The sequence below is a fragment of the Paenibacillus sp. EKM212P genome (assembly GCF_011066115.1).
GTDB classification, from domain to species: Bacteria; Bacillota; Bacilli; order Paenibacillales; family Paenibacillaceae; genus Paenibacillus; species Paenibacillus polymyxa_B.
The window spans coordinates 372731-391314 of record NZ_JAAMNR010000004.1; the positions used below are offsets into that span (position 1 = coordinate 372731).

The window sequence follows — 18584 nt, forward strand, 5'->3', positions numbered from 1 at the left end:
ATCCCCTTATGCTTCTTTTTGTGTTGTTTTCAGATATTTAAGCGCCGTCAAGGCGTATACTTTCGCAGATTGAATGATCTGCCATACCGGAGCTTTTTCATTAAAATTGTGAATGGTCGACAGTTCGGCAGGCCCGTATTGCAATACCGGGATATTGTATTTGCGGAATGCACGTGCATCGCTGGTTGCCCATTGCAGTACGCCATAGGCCTCTTTACCGCTGACTTCAGCGATAGATTCCACAAGCTCCTGTACAATCGGCTCGGTGGGCGGGGTCCAGTTGGCATTACCATAAAATCCGAATTGTCTGGGCTCCGCGTCAATGCCAACACTTGCAAGCAATTCTTTGGCTTTGGCCAGTACATCCCGGTGGTCTACGCCAAATGGAACACGGGAATCCACTTGCACTGTGCAACGGTCCGCAACCACATTGACTTTCGTGCCCCCCTGGATCGTACCAATGTTCACCGTTACATGATCAAACGCTTGTCCATAGATTGGGTTCTCTCGTTCGCTTGCATAACGCTTGGAAATTTCAATGATCTCTTTGACTTCTTCCGGGATGTCCGGCTTGATGTCCCACAGTTGTTGCAGCGCTTCAATCCCTTTTGCAGCCTTCAAAATAGCACTTTCACCTACAATTGGCTGCAAACTGCCATGACCCGGTGTGCCTTCAACAGTAAATTCAAACCAGCAGCTTCCTTTTTGCCCGATGGTCGGGTTTTGCGGGCCTGAAGGCTCGGCGATCACAGCAGCCGTTCCTTCAATCAGTTTTCTTTCCAGCACCCAAGGTACTCCAAGATGTCCCCCGGTTTCCTCGTCTGGAACTACAAGCAACGACAACGCACCTTCGAGTGGTACGCCTAGTTTGGAGAACAGCGCAACGGTAAATATTAATCCGCCCAGTCCTGCTTTCATGTCCGAAGCACCGCGACCCAGGAGATAACCATCCCGCACTTCACCACAAAACGGATCAAAATCCCAACGAGTACGATCCCCTGCCGGCACAACGTCTGTATGCCCACAGAAAATCAGTTTTTTTCCGTTCACCGTTTCAGCGCCATAATCAGAAATGAGATTCCACATATTCGGCCCGGATTCATGCACCGTTGTTTCTATACCTGCTTCTTTAAGATAGTCCATAATGAACTGACTAATTTCGCGTGAGTCACCTGGAGGATTTTCCGAAGGAAATTGAATCAACCGCGAGCATAGCTCAAGCAATTCGCCCTGCCGTTTATCTATTTCATCAAGAACTAATGTTTTCCAATCTGTCATTTCCATTCAGTCCCTTCACGTTTTCCATTTAGCCAACTACATTTTTTACGATCCATCGGAATCAGCTTCATCCTTCAGGTGTAAAATGATAGCCTTCGGCTGTAAAAACCGAAGGCATAAGGTAAGATCACAACTTACTCTTTATTCAATGAATAGAATCGGATAACCTCATCTGGGTAGTAGACATATCCAGTGACGTCTTTGCTCATGCCAACAACCCGATTGTATTCATACAGGTACGCCCATGGCGAATCTTGATTTATAAGCTCTTGTGCTTTGCCATACAGCTCTTTACGTTTATTTTCATCTTGCTCTTTGCCTGCTTGTTCCCAAAGCTTATCCACTTCTGCATTAGCGTAATGCATATAATTCGATGAACCGCCGCTGTACATCAGAAACCCGAGATGGTATCCAGGGTCGTTGACGAAGGAAGTCCATTTAGAAATGTATGCTGTCAGGTTGCCTTCTCGTTGCTGTTCAAGGAACTGTGCACGAGCAACATTGACAACATTCATCTTTACGCCAATCTTGGCAAGTTCAGCTTGAATCAATACGGCATCATCTGCCCAGTCCTGGAAGCCGGAACCCAGTGTCAGGTCAAAATTAAACCCATTAGGATAACCCGCTTCTGTAAGCAGCTGTTTTGCTTTGTCCAGGTCGTGCTTATAGCTGTAACCCGCATCGGTGTAGCCAGGCGTGTTACTCGCTACAGAACTCTTCATTTGTTTCGCTTGACCGTACATGACATCATCGATTAATTGGTCGTAAGGGATGGCGTAAGCAATCGCTTGACGCACTTTTGGATCATTAAAAGGTTTGACTTTGTTATTCATGGCGAAATATAGAATCCGGTTACTTGCATTGGATTGAACCTTCAGATCAGCGTTGGTTTCCAGCTTCGAAACATCCTTTGCAGGAATCTCAATCGCCATGTCGACATCGCCTTTATCCAGCAGAAGTACACGGTTGGAAGCTTCCTTGGTAAACTTCATCGTTACTTTGCTCAGATTTGGCGCTCCTTGCCAGTAGCTGTCATTAGCATTAAAGACAGCTTCTGTCGCAGGGTCCCATTTTTCAAGTTTGAACGGGCCTGAACCTGCCGCATGTGTTTTCAAATAGTCACCATCGCCATTTTCTTTGACAAGCACATCATCCACAATGGAGAAGTTGTACAATGACAGGATTTGCAGAAACATATGATTGGGTTGGGACAATGTAACGACAACGGTGTGCTCATCTGGCGCTGTAGCGGTTTTAATGGAACTCATACCATACAGAAAGCTACCGGAATCGGAATTTTTAAGCCGCTCAAAGGAATACAACACGGAATTGGCGGTTAGCGGGTTGCCGCTTTGGAATTTAACGTCTTTACGCAGATGGAGCGTATAAGTCATGTTATCTGCGGACACATCCCATTTTTCAGCCAGCATGGGCTTAATGGCTTCCGTATCTGCCACTTCGCCGCTATCCGTAGACTTTTTGCCGTAGGTCACAAGCTGATCATAGAGCGCAAGCACAAGGGTGTCCGATGTAAGATCACTTGCTTCAGCAGGGTCCATGGTTGACCCTCCCTCCGAGTAAGCAAGTGTAATCGTCTTTGGTGGGGATGGGGCATCTGTGCCCTTCTCTCCAGATGAAGCGGACGGGCTGTTAGCATTGCTCGCACAACCTGCCGTCCATAGCAACGTAGACAAGACGACAATTAGAGAAAGACTTTTTTTCAACATGGCTTACGTTCTCCCCTTTAATGATCTATTTATTTTTATTTGCTAGAGCGCAGTCTAGGATCAAGAACATCCCGCAAACCGTCTCCAAGCAAATTGAAGCCCAAAATAGCTGTCGCAATTCCAAGACCCGGGAAGGTTACAATCCACCACTCACCGGAAATGATATACGCTCGCCCTTCTGAAATCATTGCGCCCCATTCAGCAATTGGGGGTTTCACACCGAGTCCCAGGAAGCTGAGACTGGCTGAGGTCAGGATGGCGAAGCCCATTCCAAGCGTTGCATTCACAAGCAGTGGGGCAAGTGCATTAGGCAAGATGTGGCGAAACAGAATCGTTCCGTTCGTTACACCAATCGCCCGGCTGGCCTCAACAAACTCCTTTTCCCGGAGAGAGATGGTTTGTCCGTGAATCAGCCTGGCGAATTCGGGTATGCCTACAATGCCCACAGCGATAAGTGCACTCATCAGTCCTGGTCCCATCGCTGCAGCAATGGCCATGGCGAGTACCAGCGACGGGAAAGCCAACAGAATATCCATGCAGCGCATAATAGTGCTGCCCATTCGACCGCCATAGAAACCTGCGATGGCTCCAAGCGGTACGCCGATGATAAATGAGATCGACACGGCGATCATCCCGGTCCATATGCTGATTCTGGCTCCGTAAATAACACGGCTGAGAATGTCGCGTCCGTAATTATCGGTCCCAAACCAATGTTCTACACTTGGCGGCAGCAGCTTGTTCGCCGGGTCGGTTACATAAGGATCATGTGGAACAATCCATGATGAGAGGATGGCAATGAGCGTCCAGCCAACGATAAAAATGAATCCGATTAAAGCGAGTTTATTGCCAAACAGTAATCGCCAAAAGGTCTTACGTTTCGGTATAGCGGCTGCATTGGGCTGAGGTACAGCCGCTTTTGCCACCAAATCACTTGCAGTGCTCATCCGAGTACCTCCCCCTACTTTTGTGCTTCATTGTTATCACTCGTACCGGATACGTGGGTCAATCAATCCGTAAACCAAGTCGACTCCAAGATTGATAAAGCTGTAAATCAGCGCACTTACAAGGGTAAATGCTTGAATCGGTGCGTAGTCAGCCGCCAAAATGGAGTCCGTCACATAACTGCCCACTCCTGGCCAGGTAAAAATGGTTTCGGTAATAACCGCTCCACCAATCAGGTAACCGACCTGCAAACCAAGTACGGTAAGCGTTGGAATAAAAGCGTTAATGAGTGCGTGCTTATAGATGACAATTCCTTCGCGCAGACCTTTGGCTCTGGCTGTGCGAACAAAATCCTGACCGATGACTTCCAGCATGCTGGAGCGCATCATCCGTGCCACAATCGCCATAGTGCCTGTGCTGAGACAGACAGCTGGTAGAACCAAATGGGATAAACTACTTTTTAAAGCTACAAAATCACCGGTCATCAGACTATCGAGTACATAAAGTCCCGTAACGTGCGTCGGCGGATTGATATCACCGCTAATTCGACCCATGGGCGCAGGAGCGATGCCCCATTTAGCATAGAAAATATAAATGAATAACAGGCCAATCCAGAAAATGGGCATACATGCACCGATCAAGGAAAACACGCGTGAAATGTGATCAACAATCGATTCTTTACGGGTTGCCGCCAGAATACCGATCGGGATTGCCACCAGAATCGCAATAACCAAGCTTGCCAGTGCCAACTCGATGGTTGCTGGAAACCGGGTAGCAAAGTCGCTTGCCACTGACTGTCCGGTGTGATAAGCCTGACCCAGATCACCATGGAACAATCCCACTACATAATGAAAGAATTGAATGTACTTCGGTTGATCCAGTCCCATACTGCTGCGAATATTTTCAATCGTCTCGGGTGTAGCCTGTTCCCCCGCAAGCATCACAGCAGGATCACCTGGAAGCACTCTTGAGATCATGAATGTAATGACGACAATACCAAGCAGTGCTGGAATCATTTGTACCAATCTACGTAGTGTGTATACGGCCACAGTTCGTCCCCCCTTATCCGTAATCCCTCGTCTCTTTGTCATCTTTCTTTTCATCACTTGTTATTTTTATCATTGTACTAAGGAACAAGAACGATTTCCACGTCCTGAATAACTAAAAATAATGACGAAATTTGTCGTCCGTGCACTAAAGTGACTCAATATGTAGTTTGAATGTTATGTATTATCTGGTTTGAGAAATCAAAAACAGCATAATGCAAAACAGGCAATCCCCTTTTAAAAGGAAATCGCTTGTTTTTTGTAAATATGGATTGTAGTATTAGGTCGATCAGGAAAGGAGAATCACAGTATTGGAAATGAACTACAGAAAGCTGTTGGAACAGATGATGACACCCTATGATGAAATGCTGCAGAGTCTAATAGGTGATCACGCCGATTTTTCGAAGGTCGATTATTTGGAAAAGCACAGTGAGAAATATGGAAAGAGTGATGCCAATTATACCAATCGCTTGAAGGTGCTTTTGGCTATGTACAATCGCGAGGATCGATATGCCCCGCATTACGAACCGATTGTTAGAAGGTTGCTCGTTAATGAAATTATAGACAGGGAAACGAACAGTTTTCAGGGGATTGGCGATGCTCTGTATTACGCTGTTTTTTTACTGCAAAAGTATGAGCGTGAGCAGGACCAAATCTTGTTCCAGCAGGCCAAGGAGGCCAATTTCGATACATATGCCGGGTTTGACCCAGAGTTGATTTTGGAAAATTATTTATTCAGCAAAGATGTAGCTAATATCGAGGATTGCATCAATATCGCGAGCGAGCTCGGGGAAGATGTTTATCTATCATTATTTATCGATTTGTGGATCAAGGATCAGACGGATTGGAACAAAGAAAATTTGCAGACACTCGTTTATCATGAGAGATGGCGCAACCATGCAGAAGGTGAAATTGAAGCTCTTAAAAGGCTGACCGAAATGGAGAAAACCGAAGGGAATCATCATAACTACTGTTCTACTGCATCTAGCCTAGCAGAGAAGTTCATTGAAGCAGGACGATTAAATGAGGCATGGAGAATGATGGAAACCATTATTCCGCTTATTACTAAGGAAGAAGAATGGTTTCTGTACGGACTTGGTCGCAATATTATTACGGCCTCTATCCACATCATCTTCCATTTTGGAGCAGAAAGCCGGCAGGCTGCTTCGTTATGGCAAACGATAAAAGAGATTCTTCAACCTGCCGCTAACCATATGGGGACCGATCAATATCAGCTTGCTGTATCTGTTAGCAAATTTATGGGAGATACCAAATTGGAGCAGAGGTTAATCAGACTTCAGAAGCAAAGGTAGTAATCCAGTTGCGATGAGGGGCCTGTCGCGCGTTCTGCAAAGAACGAGGCATTCGACTCAGCGCTCGCCGTTCGGTCGCCCCTCGAAGCAGCGGTTCAGAGGTATATCCAGTATTGTCTTCGGCTACAGCTCGAATCATTCCGCAGCACGCTCCTCTTCTTCCAGCACCCTGTACATTCCTTTCCTCCACTTCACCGCATCTTCGCCACCAATATGAAATAGACAATTGAGACCTTTTGACTATCATTCAAACCAGCAAACAAAATAGGCTTCTCGTGAATATAGCGCGAAAGCCTATGGGTTCATCAAATTATTTGGCCTTCTGAGATACCAGTTCACTATTCCCTTTTCTCTTTCTTATCCCCAACATAATGACGGCCATAACAGCTACCAGAACTGCTATAAGAGCAAAAGGAATATATTTATTCACCCGATATAGCGTCGTTGTCAAAATAGGAGCAATAATCGCAGAAATGCCTTGGACAGTAGCCACCAGACCAGCGGCTCCTCCTTGCTGTTCTTTACTGACAGAAAGAGAAGCCCCGGCCATAAATCCAGGCATTAGCAAGCCTGTACCTATACCAAACATAAAGAACGCAAAATAGTAAACGACCATGCTGGCTGACATGAGGAATAGCAGCATACCGACAATAAGGAACAGAGAGCCGAGCAAAATCATTGGCTTGGGTTGCCATTTAAGCCATTTCATTTGAACGATCTGTACAATTAACATCGCCGCCCCAGAAAACATAAGCCCAAAGGAAACCACTCTTGCTGTTTCTTCGGATGAAAGGCCTAATTGATCTTGAAAATAAAATCCGCCTATAACCTGGATGGTCACAATACTAATCATCGTAACCAAACCTGCAAACAAATACATTCGTAGACCAGGTTGAAAAGGGTTAATCCGAGCTGGCTTTTGCTGAATAACAGGCTTGGCAGACGGAATTGCCAGCAAGGCCACTACAAATGCTACAGCCGCAATCACGATTCCAAAATACAAAGGCCACAGCAAGCCTATTAAAGTAAAGGCGCCTGCAATAGCGGGCCCAAATACTAATCCAAGTCCATTGGCCGCGCTAATGATAGCCATGCCACTACCTCGATCTTCGCCCTCGGTCACGTCTCCCATGTAAGCTTGGGAGGATGACAATACCGCCGGGATAAACCCGCCGATCAAGCCGCGTGTAACAATCAGCACGACTAACAGCATTCCCCCGCTGAGCCAACCCTTTAATCCTGCAAAAAGAGTAAGCGTAAACAGCAAGCAGCTTACACACATCCCTATGAATCCAAGCAAAATCACAGGCTTGCGTCCCTTTGCATCACTCAGATTCCCCCAAATTGGAGCCATTAAGGCCATCGTTATGGAGCCAAGCGATATAATTAACCCAGAATGACTTTCTCTTAACCCCAGCTCACGAATAAGGGGCGGCATAATTGGAGCAATGAGCATGAGCCCTAGCATAGCCACAAAAACACTGAAAAAGATGCTCCCTTTGATTCTATTCATCCTCGCACACTCCTCTGGTATAGATTCTCTCTATGCAGAAGTATACGGAGCATACCAAGAAACTACTGCCTGTATACGGATAAATTTGCGGTTAAACGGATTTAATTTAGCATATAAAACAGCGCCAGCCTTCAGGACAGTATAAGATGATCTTAATTCTATGATCCATTGGGTTCCGTTGATTATAGTGACCTTGACGCATAGTTCACCTGGGGGCCGTAACATGATACGAAGTTTAGACGGTTTCATCGCTGACAAGATGAAAGGGCTTAACTTCCTGACATGTTATTACGATATATGATGTACAGTCTTTTTACCCTTTAGTAACTAGCGCAGTTGTGGGTTGAGTCTGTATATCGATGTCTAAGGGGGAAATGCAGTGAAAACAAAGATAGGATCAAATATGAAGGTGAGATCACTAAGAACGAAGTTAACCATAATGTGCTTAATTATTTTAATTGTACCCACATTCGTAATTGGAATCAGTTCTTATTTTGTTTCCAAGAATGAAATGAATGAATCAGGCAAAGTGGCACTTAAGAATAGTGTGCAAATGGTAATTGGTATGATTAGTTTCCTCAATGGGCAAGTCGAAGCCGGTAATTTAACATTGGAGGAAGCACAGGAAAAACTGCGCATCGAGCTGCTCGGTGTAAAAGATGCTAATAACAAAAGACCGATAAAGATTAAATATACTGTAGGTAAAACAGGTTATCCGTGGGCAGTCAACCAAGATGCCGTTTCAATGATGAACCCTTCAAATGAAGGCCAGAATTTAATGAATGCCGTGTCGGAAGACGGTGTGCATGTGGGAAAAGAGTTTGTAGAAGTCGGTACAAACGGCGGGGGATTCGTCACTTATAAATGGGCTTTACCTGGTACAGATCAAGTGGAGACGAAAATTTCTTATGTTGAAAAGGATCCTTATTGGGGATGGATCATCGGTTCTGGAGCATATTTTAACGAATTTAACAGCGGGGCGACCAAAGTCCTTTATATTGTCCTGATTATTACGACTGTTGCGGTTATTCTGGGAGCAATTATCGTAAGCTTTGTTTCGGGACGTTTTACGAAGCCTATCATCATGATTGCAAAGCGGCTTAACGCAGTTGCGGACGGTGATTTAACGGTCGAAGAAGTCAAAATTCATTCAAAAGATGAGATCGGCGAGCTTGCACAGGACTTCAATCATATGATTAAAAATATTAGATTTCTGATCGGTGAGGTAAATCTGTCCACAAAGCAGGTAGCTACTTCCTCGAAAGAATTGACCCTTGGAGCAGAGCACACTGGACAGGCAACCGAGCACATCACCATCGCGATTCAAGAATCGGCGGCCGGTGCTAAGGAGCAGCAGATGATGCTCCAGAAGACAACCAGCTCGCTTGAAGAAATTTCAATAGGTATGCAGCGGATCACGGAGAGCTCCTTGGCCATTGCTGATTCGTCTGCAGACGCGATGGAAATGGCGAGCGTTGGTGGTACTGCTGTACAACATACGGTGAAGCAAATGGACCTGATTAACCATTCCGTCAATGAAACCGATGCGGTTATGAGAATGTTGGATGAACGCACTCAACAGATCGACACGATGCTGCATGCCATTACGGATATTGCACAGCAGACCAACCTGCTTGCCTTAAATGCTTCGATTGAGGCTGCTCGTGCAGGCGAAGAAGGCCGCGGTTTCTCCGTCGTTGCTTCAGAGGTAAGAAAGCTGGCCGAACAATCGAACCAGTCTTCCGGGCAGATTTCCGAGTTGATTCAGAATATGCGCAAAGATATGGAACATTCGCTTAAGACCATGGAACGCGTAAAACAGGATGTCGACTCTGGTATTAAAATTGCCAGTGAGACGGAGCAGCAGTTTAACAAAATTGTGACGTCCACCAATCATATCGCACAGCAAACAGAAGAGCTCGCGAGCATCACGCAGCAAATAACCGCAAGTGTCCAAGAAATTTCGGCGAGCGGAGAGAATGTATCAAGTCTGGCGCTTCAAGCGGCGGACAACTCGCAGAATATTGCAGCGTCTGCAGAAGAGCAGTTGGCTTCAATGCAGCAGATCACCAGCCTGGCAACGACCTTGTCGGATATGTCTCAGAAGTTACAGGATCTAACGGTCAAATTTAAATACTAGTGGAATAAACTGTAGTTTCCAATATGGTTTCATGAAAAGCCTTCTTACCGTGAGATTAGCATTAGTTCATGGTAAGAAGGCTCATTTTTTTCCGAAAACGTCGCGCTAAACTGACCATTCGTATTATGAAGGGCTCGCAAATCGTGATCTGTTAATTAGGCATGGTTTTTGTCGATTTTGTTCAGAATTGGTTCAGAAGCATTTAGTATAGTAATCCAGTAGTGTAAGAAATCATATTAGCAGGTTAGTCATCATGAAGGATCTAAGTCTAATCATCGTGACACCGGAAATTTATGGAGGAAGTCTATGAGTAAAATCAAGTCTTTTTGTTTATCTTATCTTGCTCTTATCGTCTTATTTGGGACCTGGTCATGGAGTTTTTCTGGGAGTGCTGTGTATGCGACCTCCTCACCAGTACCAAGTGTAACAGATGCTGTGTATGCTACTGAAACCACGGTAACGAGTTGGACAAATCCTTCTAAACAAGGTCAATCCGTAACGTTTAGCATCAAAACCATCTCAACCCCACAAATTACGAAGGATTTAACTGGCACCGTGGTTCTTATGGATGGTACGAATATATTAGATACGCTTACGATGACGCCAAATGGGATTGCAAATGGATATGCCACTGCGACCTATACCACAAGCAATTTAAGTGTGGGAAGTCACCCGATTACTGCTATATATAGTGGGGATGCTCGATTTGTCCCGAGTACCTCTGAAGCGTATATACAGGTTATAAATGGAGATGCAGACACTGGGAATACTGGCGGAACTGGTGCTACTACTGGTAACGGCAGCAGTAGCAGTAAAAAAGATAAGAAGGATAGTACAGATAGTAGTGAGTCTATTTCTTCTAGCGAAACAACCACACCTTCATCACCATCGGTTTTACCGACAGATTTGCCGACTCCGGAAATCATGCCAGTAGAGCAATCAGAGGTTGTGCATGAAAAATATATAACCGGTTATCAGGATGGCACATTCCGACCGGACCAGTCGATTACACGAGCTGAAACTGCCGCGATGATGGCTAGAATTATGAAGTTGGAAACAAAAGAAAGCTTATTGGCATACAAAGATGTACCTAGCACGTATTGGGCGAAAGATTCGATTATAGCACTCACGACACAACACTTCATGAATGGATATGCAGATGGAACATTTCGGCCAGAGCAACCCATTACCCGTGCAGAAATGGCAGCAATACTCGCATCCTGGAAGCAGCTTAAAGGAACGCAAACCGCAGCATCTCCTTATACCGATATCGAAAAGCATTGGGCAAGAGATTCAATTAAAGCGCTAGCTGAAGCAGGATGGATTACTGGTTTTAACGACAGCAGCTTCCAACCCAATCAATATATAACACGAGTAGAAACCGTTACAATTTTGAACACCATCTTAAAACGAGGACCCCTGGAAGGTACGACCCAGGCTACATGGAAGGATGTACCCGCAGATTACTGGGCATTCAAAAATATTGAAGAAGCGTCTCGTACCCATACTTCAACCATCAATTCAGAGGGTACTGAAACTATCGTGAATTAAGCACCAAATAAAAGCTGGAATCCTTTCTATACAGGGTTCCAGCTTTTTATTTACCTGATATTTTTAAAAAACGGTCAAAAAATAAATTTTAAAATACCTTCTTTAAGGAGGATGGCTTCACTCCGTATTCCCGGAAAAATTGCTCTGAAAATGCACTCACATTGCTATATCCTACAGCCATCGCAGCTTCAGTCACATTGCTTTCTTGGCTTCGGAGCAGCTTCATCGCATAATCGAGACGAATTTGGCGCAAATATTCAAATACAGTAGTTCCAAAGCAGGCTTTGAATCCTTTTTTTAATTTAAAATCGTTTAATCCAACCTTTTGGGATAATGTGATCAGCGAGGGTGGATCAATCATGCTGGATTTAAGGATCTCCCGAGCCATATGCAGCTTTCTGACATCTTCTTTAGACAAACCTTCGGGCATAGGTGTTAAATCAAATAATTGAATCATAAATCGATTTAAAATCTCAAGTGCCGCTGCTTCCATTAACAAAGGCGATTTATGCACACTTTTCAAGTCTTTGATCAAATGTTCAATCATCACTATACTTATGTGATCCAGTTCAAAACTAAAGTGATGGAATGCAGTTCCCTTAAGAATTTGATTAAATTCAATAGCTACCTGCCGACGAGCCGCTAACTGTGAAGCCGCATAATTAAACAACGAAATCGGAATGCCAAGTGCAAATGATTGGTATTGTTCGTTAACCGGAGGATGGAAACATGCTTTGAAATCCTGTAAAAAAATAAGAGCACCCTGCCCCATCGGGAGTGTATAATCCAGACCAGCCACATTCACATGACGTTGACCGGAAAGCGCAAATTGAAGTTCAATCATTTGTCCTCTGGAAGAAAAATTGGTCGGATACGGCTCGTGATATTGAATGTGCGAATATACAATTTCAATTCCGCTGTAAGTTGTAACTCGGTAAATATGCCCATGACCCGCTTCCGGTAACATCATATACGTATGCTCATTCTGTTGTCTAAACGGAGTTTTTTCCAAATAATGCTGATATATTAATGATAACGAGTTTGAATTCACAAGCGTCCACCTCAAATGTTTTCATTCATTCCGATGCTACAAATGAGAATCGTTATCAATAATAGTAGCCGAATTTGAATGGTTTGACCAGACCTATTGGAGTAAGCTCAACTCTTCATACAGTTTAAGAAGCCTCTATACTATCTCTTTACAAGATTTGCTGAATGAGTGACCCGATTTCTCCCGCCACTTTTGGAAGCATACAGAGCCAAATCCGCTTGATGAACAATCGTTTGTTCCGTATCCTCTTGCGTAACCGTTGCCACCCCAATACTCACAGTAATAGCATATTCTCCCCAATCCATCGAGGCCGTCGTGGAACGGTATCTTTCCGCTGTAAGAATAGCTTCTTCTTGATCGTTGCCCGGAAGAATAATTACGAACTCCTCGCCGCCATACCGAGCGACAATGTCCCAGTCCCGTGACATGGATTGCAGTAATTCTGCCAGATTCGTAAGCACTAGGTCGCCCACTGGATGACCATAAGTATCGTTAATACTTTTGAAACGATCAATATCAATGATAAGCAGCGAAAAAGATATTCCACTCTCACGAAAGGACGCGAGGCTAGCTAGTAATTGATCTTGGAAATACCTTCTATTTTTAAGACCGGTTAACGGGTCCGTTGATGCCATCGTTTCAAGCTGGAGATTAATCCTTTCTAGCTCCTGCTGTTTGATTTCATATTCTTCGTGCAACCGTTCAAGCTTCTGGTTCGCTTCATTCGTAGCCTGATATAATTCCTGAAGCTTGGTTTTGGTCTGCAAAATATCTCTCTCATGTTCAATTCGCTTACGCATCATAAGCACTACACAATCAATAACAGTTTCTCCGTTGCGCTCCTGACGTACCCCATTTAGAAGTACAGGCACATCCTGTCGATCACTTGTCCGAAACGAGAAGTACATCTCATCGACATGCCCGTACAACTGAATATAGGGATAAAAATAAGTATGAAAAAATAGCTTGTTGGTAACAGACATTGTGGATTCAATAGGCCGTCCGAGCAATTCATTCCGATCATAAAGTAGCATATCCAATAAAGTTTGATTTACCGATTGAATGAAGCCAGAATCCGAGATTGAGAAATATCCACAGGGAGCTTTATCTAATTGAGTATCCATTTCATAACTGCCTTTCTTCTGTTAATACACACTGGCTAAATACTCTTTAATCAGCTCGCTTGTTTCTCCAGGTTGACTTAAGTGAGGATAATGCCCCTTTGCCCTCATCTGTTGAAGCCTGCTGTTTTTAAGATGAGTACGTAAATAATCCCCTACCTCAATCGGAGCAATGCTATCGTCCGAGCACTGGAGAATCAGTGTAGGAACTGAAGCATGCTGGAGATCGACACGGCAATCCGAAAAAAAAGTCACTTCCGCAAATTGTCGTGCAATATGAGGGTCTCTTGAGCAAAAGGTTTTCTCCAACTCTTCGGTTAATTCCTGTCGTTCAGGATTCTGCATAACAATGGGTGCCAGATAACTAGCCCAGCCAATAAAGTTCATTTGCATCATATCAAGCAATTCATCGATGTCACTCTTATCGAAGCCTCCATAATAATGGGGGAGGTCATTCACATAACGAGGAGAGAGACCGAGCATGACGATGCGCTCAAAATATTGGGGATTGCGGATAGAAGCAAGCATTCCGATCATACTACTAACGGAGTGTCCGACGAATATGACATTTTTTAATTCTAGCGCTTCCATAATATCTAGCACATCTTGGGCATACCCTTGCAAGTCACTGTATTTTTCTGAATCATAGTACTTAATTTGAGAATCTCCAGAGCCTACGTAATCAAATAAGACGATTTGGTAGTTGTCGATAAAGCTAGGGACGATATAACGCCACATATCCTGATCGCATCCAAAGCCATGAGCAAATACGATCGTTTGGCTACCTGAGCCCAGCACTTTTACATTATTACGTACGAGAATGTCAACGGTCATTATAAATCACCTCTCTGAGGTAGTATCTGTTCTATCGACTGCTTTTCATTATTATATCGGAAAAGATTTGATTATGGATAATGAATCTCATTCAGAAATACATGTACCCCATATTCTTCTAGTTCGGAGTAACTCTGTTCATTTAACTCATTCAAATTCATATCTGTATCCTCTCCGCGGCATTTATTCATCTAAATGAAAATGTTTTTTTATAGGCAAGGGCATCGCAGAGAATATTAATTCGCCTAATTGCTCTGGAGATTCCTTCATGCCATTCTCAAGCCAGTCCTTAGTCACATTCACTCCCCCATAAGCGTTAAATCTTATAGCAAAAAGGATGTCGGGAGGCAACGAAGTCCTATTTGTTTTCTTAAGAATATAATTGGTGTGGCATTCAACCGTATAGTTAAAGATATTATTATAAAAAGACAAGTGCGTATTGTCGTCAAAAGCCTTTTTAAAATAGATGTAATCCTCTTTAATAAACTCAACAATTCTCCCGGCAACACGTCCCCAAGGCTCTTTTTCTATATATTGTTCAATAATTTTATCTGCCTTATCACTATATATCCATGAGATCAGGTCATATTTACTGGAGAAATGATAATAAAACATCTGTCTGCTAACCTGACAATTGTCAGTAATATCCGTTACGGTGATAGACTGGATTGGATGTATTTTGGCTAAGTCTATCAAAGATTCAGCAAGAAGTTCCTTAGGAGTTGTTTTTCGAATCATGTTAGCCCTCACAAAATTTTATTTTACTTTTGTACACTATGAAGTATTTGTCTACATTTTTAACACTCTTAAAAATCAGTCTATTATTATTTAATTGCCTATATTTTATACTAATGATGTAAATAGAAGCTGGACAGCCATCTGCCAAATGAAAAGGTAATGGTTCAAAATCTTTTTTATAAAGGAGAATAACAGCATGAATCCCAAAAAGATTAAAAATGTAACTATTAATGCTTCATTCAACAGCGAGAATGAATCTGCTAAAAAGAACATGGATGTCATTATAGACTTTTTTTCTTTATATTTAGGAGATACGGACAAATTTTATTCTTTGTGGGTTGAAGATAATCCGGCTGTAATCACCCCATTTACCACTAATGATGTGGCAGTTTTGCACAATTCTGTTCAAGAAGGCTGGGATGCTGTAAAAGGCTTCTTTAATCCCATTTTTAATGATATGAAAGGGACATTCGAATGGACCATCGATGAGTTTATAGTCGGAGAAAATCCTAACACGATTGTGACAAAAACACGCAGCCATATTGATATCACAGCGAATGGACCATGGGGAGAAAATAAAAAAATAAAATACAACGGGATCTATGTCCAGATCTTTAAATTTGAAAACAATAAAATCAAATCTTTCGAAGAGTATTATGATACTGCACTGTTAAACCAACAATACTCGTAAATATTTACTATTAGAAAAAGTCTCGGCCTGTAATCTACATTTCCATTACGGAATGTACAATTCACAGACCGAGACTTTTTTTCATTCTTTATTCTGCTTCAACATCATCCGTAATTTTTTCTACTAACCCTCTCAAGCCGTGGTTGGTTACATTTAATTGATCAATAATATTCATAAATTCCGTTACAAGCTTGGCTTGCTCTTGGGAGGAAACCGCAATCTGTGTGATTTCTTGTTCCATGTTATAAACCGATTGTCTGACGGCTTGCAAGGACTGCTCAATCCGTCCGGTTGCTTCCTTGGTGCCCGTAGACATTTTCCGGATTTCTGTAGCCACAACCCCAAAACCAGCTCCTGCCTCACCCACTCGGGCTGCTTCAATTGCTGCATTTAATCCAAGCAAGTTCGTCTGCTCTGAAATTTCCTTAATGTAGCCGGCCACCTCAGTCACGTTACCGGAGTCCTCAACCGCCTGTTTAGTATTGCTTAGAATTTCTTCAGCTGTCGCACTAAGCTCCTCCGAATGAGCCGCCACATGCTGAATCCCTTCAACTAGCTTACTTGTAACATCCTCGGCTTGAGTCATCAACTTCTTCAGTTGATCTTGATTATCCATACTATAGGTGATACACATTACGGCCTCGATCTCATTCTGTTCATTCTTAATCGGATGAAAGTAAGAATCAGCAGCAATGCCGAAAACTTCAGCAGCGTAACGCTCTCTGGTCTTTTCACCGCCTACTAGCATTTTGAAGTCTCTGTGTACATCAGGAAGAGGATCGCCTGCTTTGAAGTCATAAACTAAGCTTTTACCCGACTGAAAGAACAGAAATTTTTCCCTGTCCATTACGGAAATTGAAACATCTTGTCGTGCAGCTTCTTTGATAAATGGCATGGCGGTCAAAACAGCTTCTACTTGATTCATAATATGTATCCACTTCCTTATATTTTGATATAAGTCCTATCATCTATTTCGACATTTTCATCCCATGTGTTTAGTGAATTTAAAAATACTATTGATGATGTTAAGTCCCAAACCTATAAACAATTCCGTAGTTTCCTGAAGGGAATCCATTTAAGGTATTGTTTTCGTTTCATAATGTAAATTCAAGTAGCGCGTACCATTAAAAATTGGCACGCGCTGATGGTATGACTTTTATGAAACAGGCACTAAGATTTAATCCAACTGCTCTCCATTGGTTTCGATCACATTCTTATACCAATAGAAGCTCTTCTTTCTGGATCTGGCAAGTGTCCCTTTGCCTTCATTATCCTTATCGACGTATATAAAACCATAACGCTTTTTCATTTCACCGGTTCCTGCACTTACCAGATCAATACATCCCCACGGAGTATAGCCTATTAATTCTACTCCATCAGCAATCGCTTCTTTCATCTGCTCAATGTGTTTCTTCAGATAATCAATTCGATAATCATCGTGAATCGAACCGTCTTCTTCCACTGTATCTACGGCGCCAAGACCATTTTCAACAACCATTAACGGGATTTCATATCGGTTATAAATATTATTGAGGGACCATCTCAATCCCTGTGGATCGATCTGCCAATCCCAGGCACTTGCTTTCAAATGAGGATTCTTTAAGCCCATAGATAAATTTCCTCCCACCTTCTCCTGGTTGGGATCGGCGCTGACACAAGTAGAGGAATAATAGCTGAAGGTATAGAAATCTACGCAGCCTTCCTTTAAGATGTCCTCATCCTCTTCTTGCATTTTGATCTGAATATTATGATCTCTAAAATAGCGTTTGGCAAATCCCGGATAAGCGCCTCTTACTTGAACATCTGAGCATAAGAAATTACTTAAGTTATCCTTTTGTTGAGCTAGCAGAATATCATCAGGATGGCATGTAAGTGGGTAGGAACACATATAAGCAATCATACAACCGATTTTAAAGTCCTTGTTGATTTCATGACCCAGCTTTACAGCCTTTGCACTGGCAATAAATTGATGATGCAACGCCTGATACAGAACCTGCTCATCCTTCACTGTAGCATGGGCAAGCTCTCCATTCCCCTCCGGCATCATAGCTCCAGCCATGAATGCTCCAAATGACAAGGTTAAAATATTGATTTCATTAAAAGTTAACCAGTATTTTACGACATCTTTGTATCTATTAAAAAGCACTTCACAATATCTCACATAAAAATCTACGACTCTGCGATCTGACCAACCATTATATTTTTGGGTCAAATGAAACGGTGCTTCATAATGTGAGATTGTAACCAAAGGCTCAATATTATACTTTTTCAATTCTGCGAATACACGATCATAGAACTGCAAGCCTTGCTCATTCGGCTCTGCATCATCTCCGTTAGGAAATATTCTTGACCACGCAATGGACATTCTAAAGACCTTGAATCCCATTTCCGCAAATAAGCGGATATCCTCTTGATAGCGGTGGAAAAAATCAATAGCTTCGTGACTCGGATAGTTCACTCCTTCTTCCAGTATAGGTGTAATTCTTCGGGAAGTCGTATGCGTTCCAGCCGTGATCACATCAGCAGTGCTTAAGCCTTTACCTTCTTCATTATATCCACCTTCAAATTGGTTGGCAGCCGTTGCACCTCCCCATAAAAATCCTTGTGGAAATTCCAATTTAGTTGTATTTTTCATTGTT

16 protein-coding genes are annotated in these 18584 nt (G+C 43.1%); 4 read left to right on the forward strand and 12 right to left on the reverse strand.

Going from position 1 to position 18584, the window contains the following annotated elements; genetic code table 11:
• Positions 1 to 6 precede the first annotated feature (6 nt).
• The 4 genes from G9G54_RS14305 to G9G54_RS14320 form a co-directional block, all read right to left on the reverse strand.
• Positions 7 to 1278 (reverse strand): M20 family metallopeptidase, encoded by a 1272-nt coding sequence (locus G9G54_RS14305; RefSeq protein WP_165178752.1) that lies wholly within the window; start codon positions 1276 to 1278, stop codon positions 7 to 9.
• A gap of 134 nt (positions 1279 to 1412) precedes the next feature.
• Positions 1413 to 3005, reverse strand: a complete 1593-nt coding sequence (locus G9G54_RS14310) for an ABC transporter substrate-binding protein (protein ID WP_061829645.1) — start codon at positions 3003 to 3005, stop codon at positions 1413 to 1415.
• A 35-nt stretch (positions 3006 to 3040) separates the two neighbouring features.
• Positions 3041 to 3949, reverse strand: coding sequence for an ABC transporter permease (locus tag G9G54_RS14315; protein ID WP_165178571.1), 909 nt, complete (start codon positions 3947 to 3949; stop codon positions 3041 to 3043).
• Between the two features lie 36 nt (positions 3950 to 3985).
• Positions 3986 to 4996 (reverse strand): ABC transporter permease, encoded by a 1011-nt coding sequence (locus tag G9G54_RS14320; protein WP_172828265.1) that lies wholly within the window; start codon positions 4994 to 4996, stop codon positions 3986 to 3988.
• Positions 4997 to 5310: 314 nt separating this feature from the next.
• Here G9G54_RS14320 and G9G54_RS14325 point away from each other — a divergent pair, with 314 nt between their 5' ends.
• The gene (locus G9G54_RS14325) at positions 5311 to 6306 is read left to right on the forward strand and encodes a hypothetical protein (RefSeq protein WP_238808076.1); all 996 of its coding nucleotides are present in this window, start codon (positions 5311 to 5313) and stop codon (positions 6304 to 6306) included.
• Here G9G54_RS14325 and G9G54_RS14330 read toward each other — a convergent pair.
• The gene (locus tag G9G54_RS14330; protein WP_165178573.1) at positions 6284 to 6445 is read right to left on the reverse strand and encodes a hypothetical protein; all 162 of its coding nucleotides are present in this window, start codon (positions 6443 to 6445) and stop codon (positions 6284 to 6286) included. The genes G9G54_RS14325 and G9G54_RS14330 overlap by 23 nt on opposite strands.
• Positions 6446 to 6616: 171 nt before the next feature.
• On the reverse strand, positions 6617 to 7819 hold the full coding sequence (locus tag G9G54_RS14335; RefSeq protein ID WP_165178574.1) for an MFS transporter: 1203 nt from the start codon (positions 7817 to 7819) through the stop codon (positions 6617 to 6619).
• Between the two features lie 403 nt (positions 7820 to 8222).
• Here G9G54_RS14335 and G9G54_RS14340 point away from each other — a divergent pair, with 403 nt between their 5' ends.
• Complete coding sequence (locus G9G54_RS14340; protein WP_238808078.1) at positions 8223 to 9959, forward strand: methyl-accepting chemotaxis protein; 1737 nt, start codon at positions 8223 to 8225, stop codon at positions 9957 to 9959.
• Positions 9960 to 10265: 306 nt separating this feature from the next.
• Positions 10266 to 11510 carry an S-layer homology domain-containing protein gene (locus tag G9G54_RS14345; RefSeq protein ID WP_165178576.1) on the forward strand — a complete coding sequence of 415 codons (1245 nt, stop codon included), beginning with the start codon at positions 10266 to 10268 and terminating at the stop codon, positions 11508 to 11510.
• A gap of 88 nt (positions 11511 to 11598) precedes the next feature.
• On the opposite strand, the gene G9G54_RS14350 is transcribed toward G9G54_RS14345, so the two are convergent.
• The 4 genes from G9G54_RS14350 to G9G54_RS14365 all read right to left on the reverse strand — a co-directional run bounded on the left by G9G54_RS14350 (position 11599) and on the right by G9G54_RS14365 (position 15254).
• Complete coding sequence (locus tag G9G54_RS14350; RefSeq protein ID WP_165178577.1) at positions 11599 to 12561, reverse strand: helix-turn-helix domain-containing protein; 963 nt, start codon at positions 12559 to 12561, stop codon at positions 11599 to 11601.
• A gap of 140 nt (positions 12562 to 12701) precedes the next feature.
• Positions 12702 to 13685: a sensor domain-containing diguanylate cyclase gene (locus tag G9G54_RS14355; RefSeq protein ID WP_165178578.1), complete on the reverse strand. Its 984-nt coding sequence runs from the start codon at positions 13683 to 13685 to the stop codon at positions 12702 to 12704.
• Positions 13686 to 13706: 21 nt separating this feature from the next.
• Entirely contained in the window at positions 13707 to 14516 is an 810-nt protein-coding gene (locus G9G54_RS14360; RefSeq protein ID WP_165178579.1) for an alpha/beta fold hydrolase, read from the reverse strand.
• Positions 14517 to 14699: 183 nt separating this feature from the next.
• The gene (locus G9G54_RS14365) at positions 14700 to 15254 is read right to left on the reverse strand and encodes a TetR/AcrR family transcriptional regulator C-terminal domain-containing protein (protein WP_103744715.1); all 555 of its coding nucleotides are present in this window, start codon (positions 15252 to 15254) and stop codon (positions 14700 to 14702) included.
• Between the two features lie 196 nt (positions 15255 to 15450).
• On the opposite strand from G9G54_RS14365, the gene G9G54_RS14370 reads away from it, so the two are divergent.
• The gene (locus G9G54_RS14370) at positions 15451 to 15945 is read left to right on the forward strand and encodes a nuclear transport factor 2 family protein (protein WP_165178580.1); all 495 of its coding nucleotides are present in this window, start codon (positions 15451 to 15453) and stop codon (positions 15943 to 15945) included.
• A gap of 88 nt (positions 15946 to 16033) precedes the next feature.
• Here G9G54_RS14370 and G9G54_RS14375 read toward each other — a convergent pair whose 3' ends face one another.
• On the reverse strand, positions 16034 to 16870 hold the full coding sequence (locus G9G54_RS14375; RefSeq protein WP_023989690.1) for a methyl-accepting chemotaxis protein: 837 nt from the start codon (positions 16868 to 16870) through the stop codon (positions 16034 to 16036).
• A gap of 252 nt (positions 16871 to 17122) precedes the next feature.
• The gene (locus tag G9G54_RS14380) at positions 17123 to 18580 is read right to left on the reverse strand and encodes a glycoside hydrolase family 1 protein (RefSeq protein WP_165178581.1); all 1458 of its coding nucleotides are present in this window, start codon (positions 18578 to 18580) and stop codon (positions 17123 to 17125) included.
• Positions 18581 to 18584: the final 4 nt, after the last annotated feature.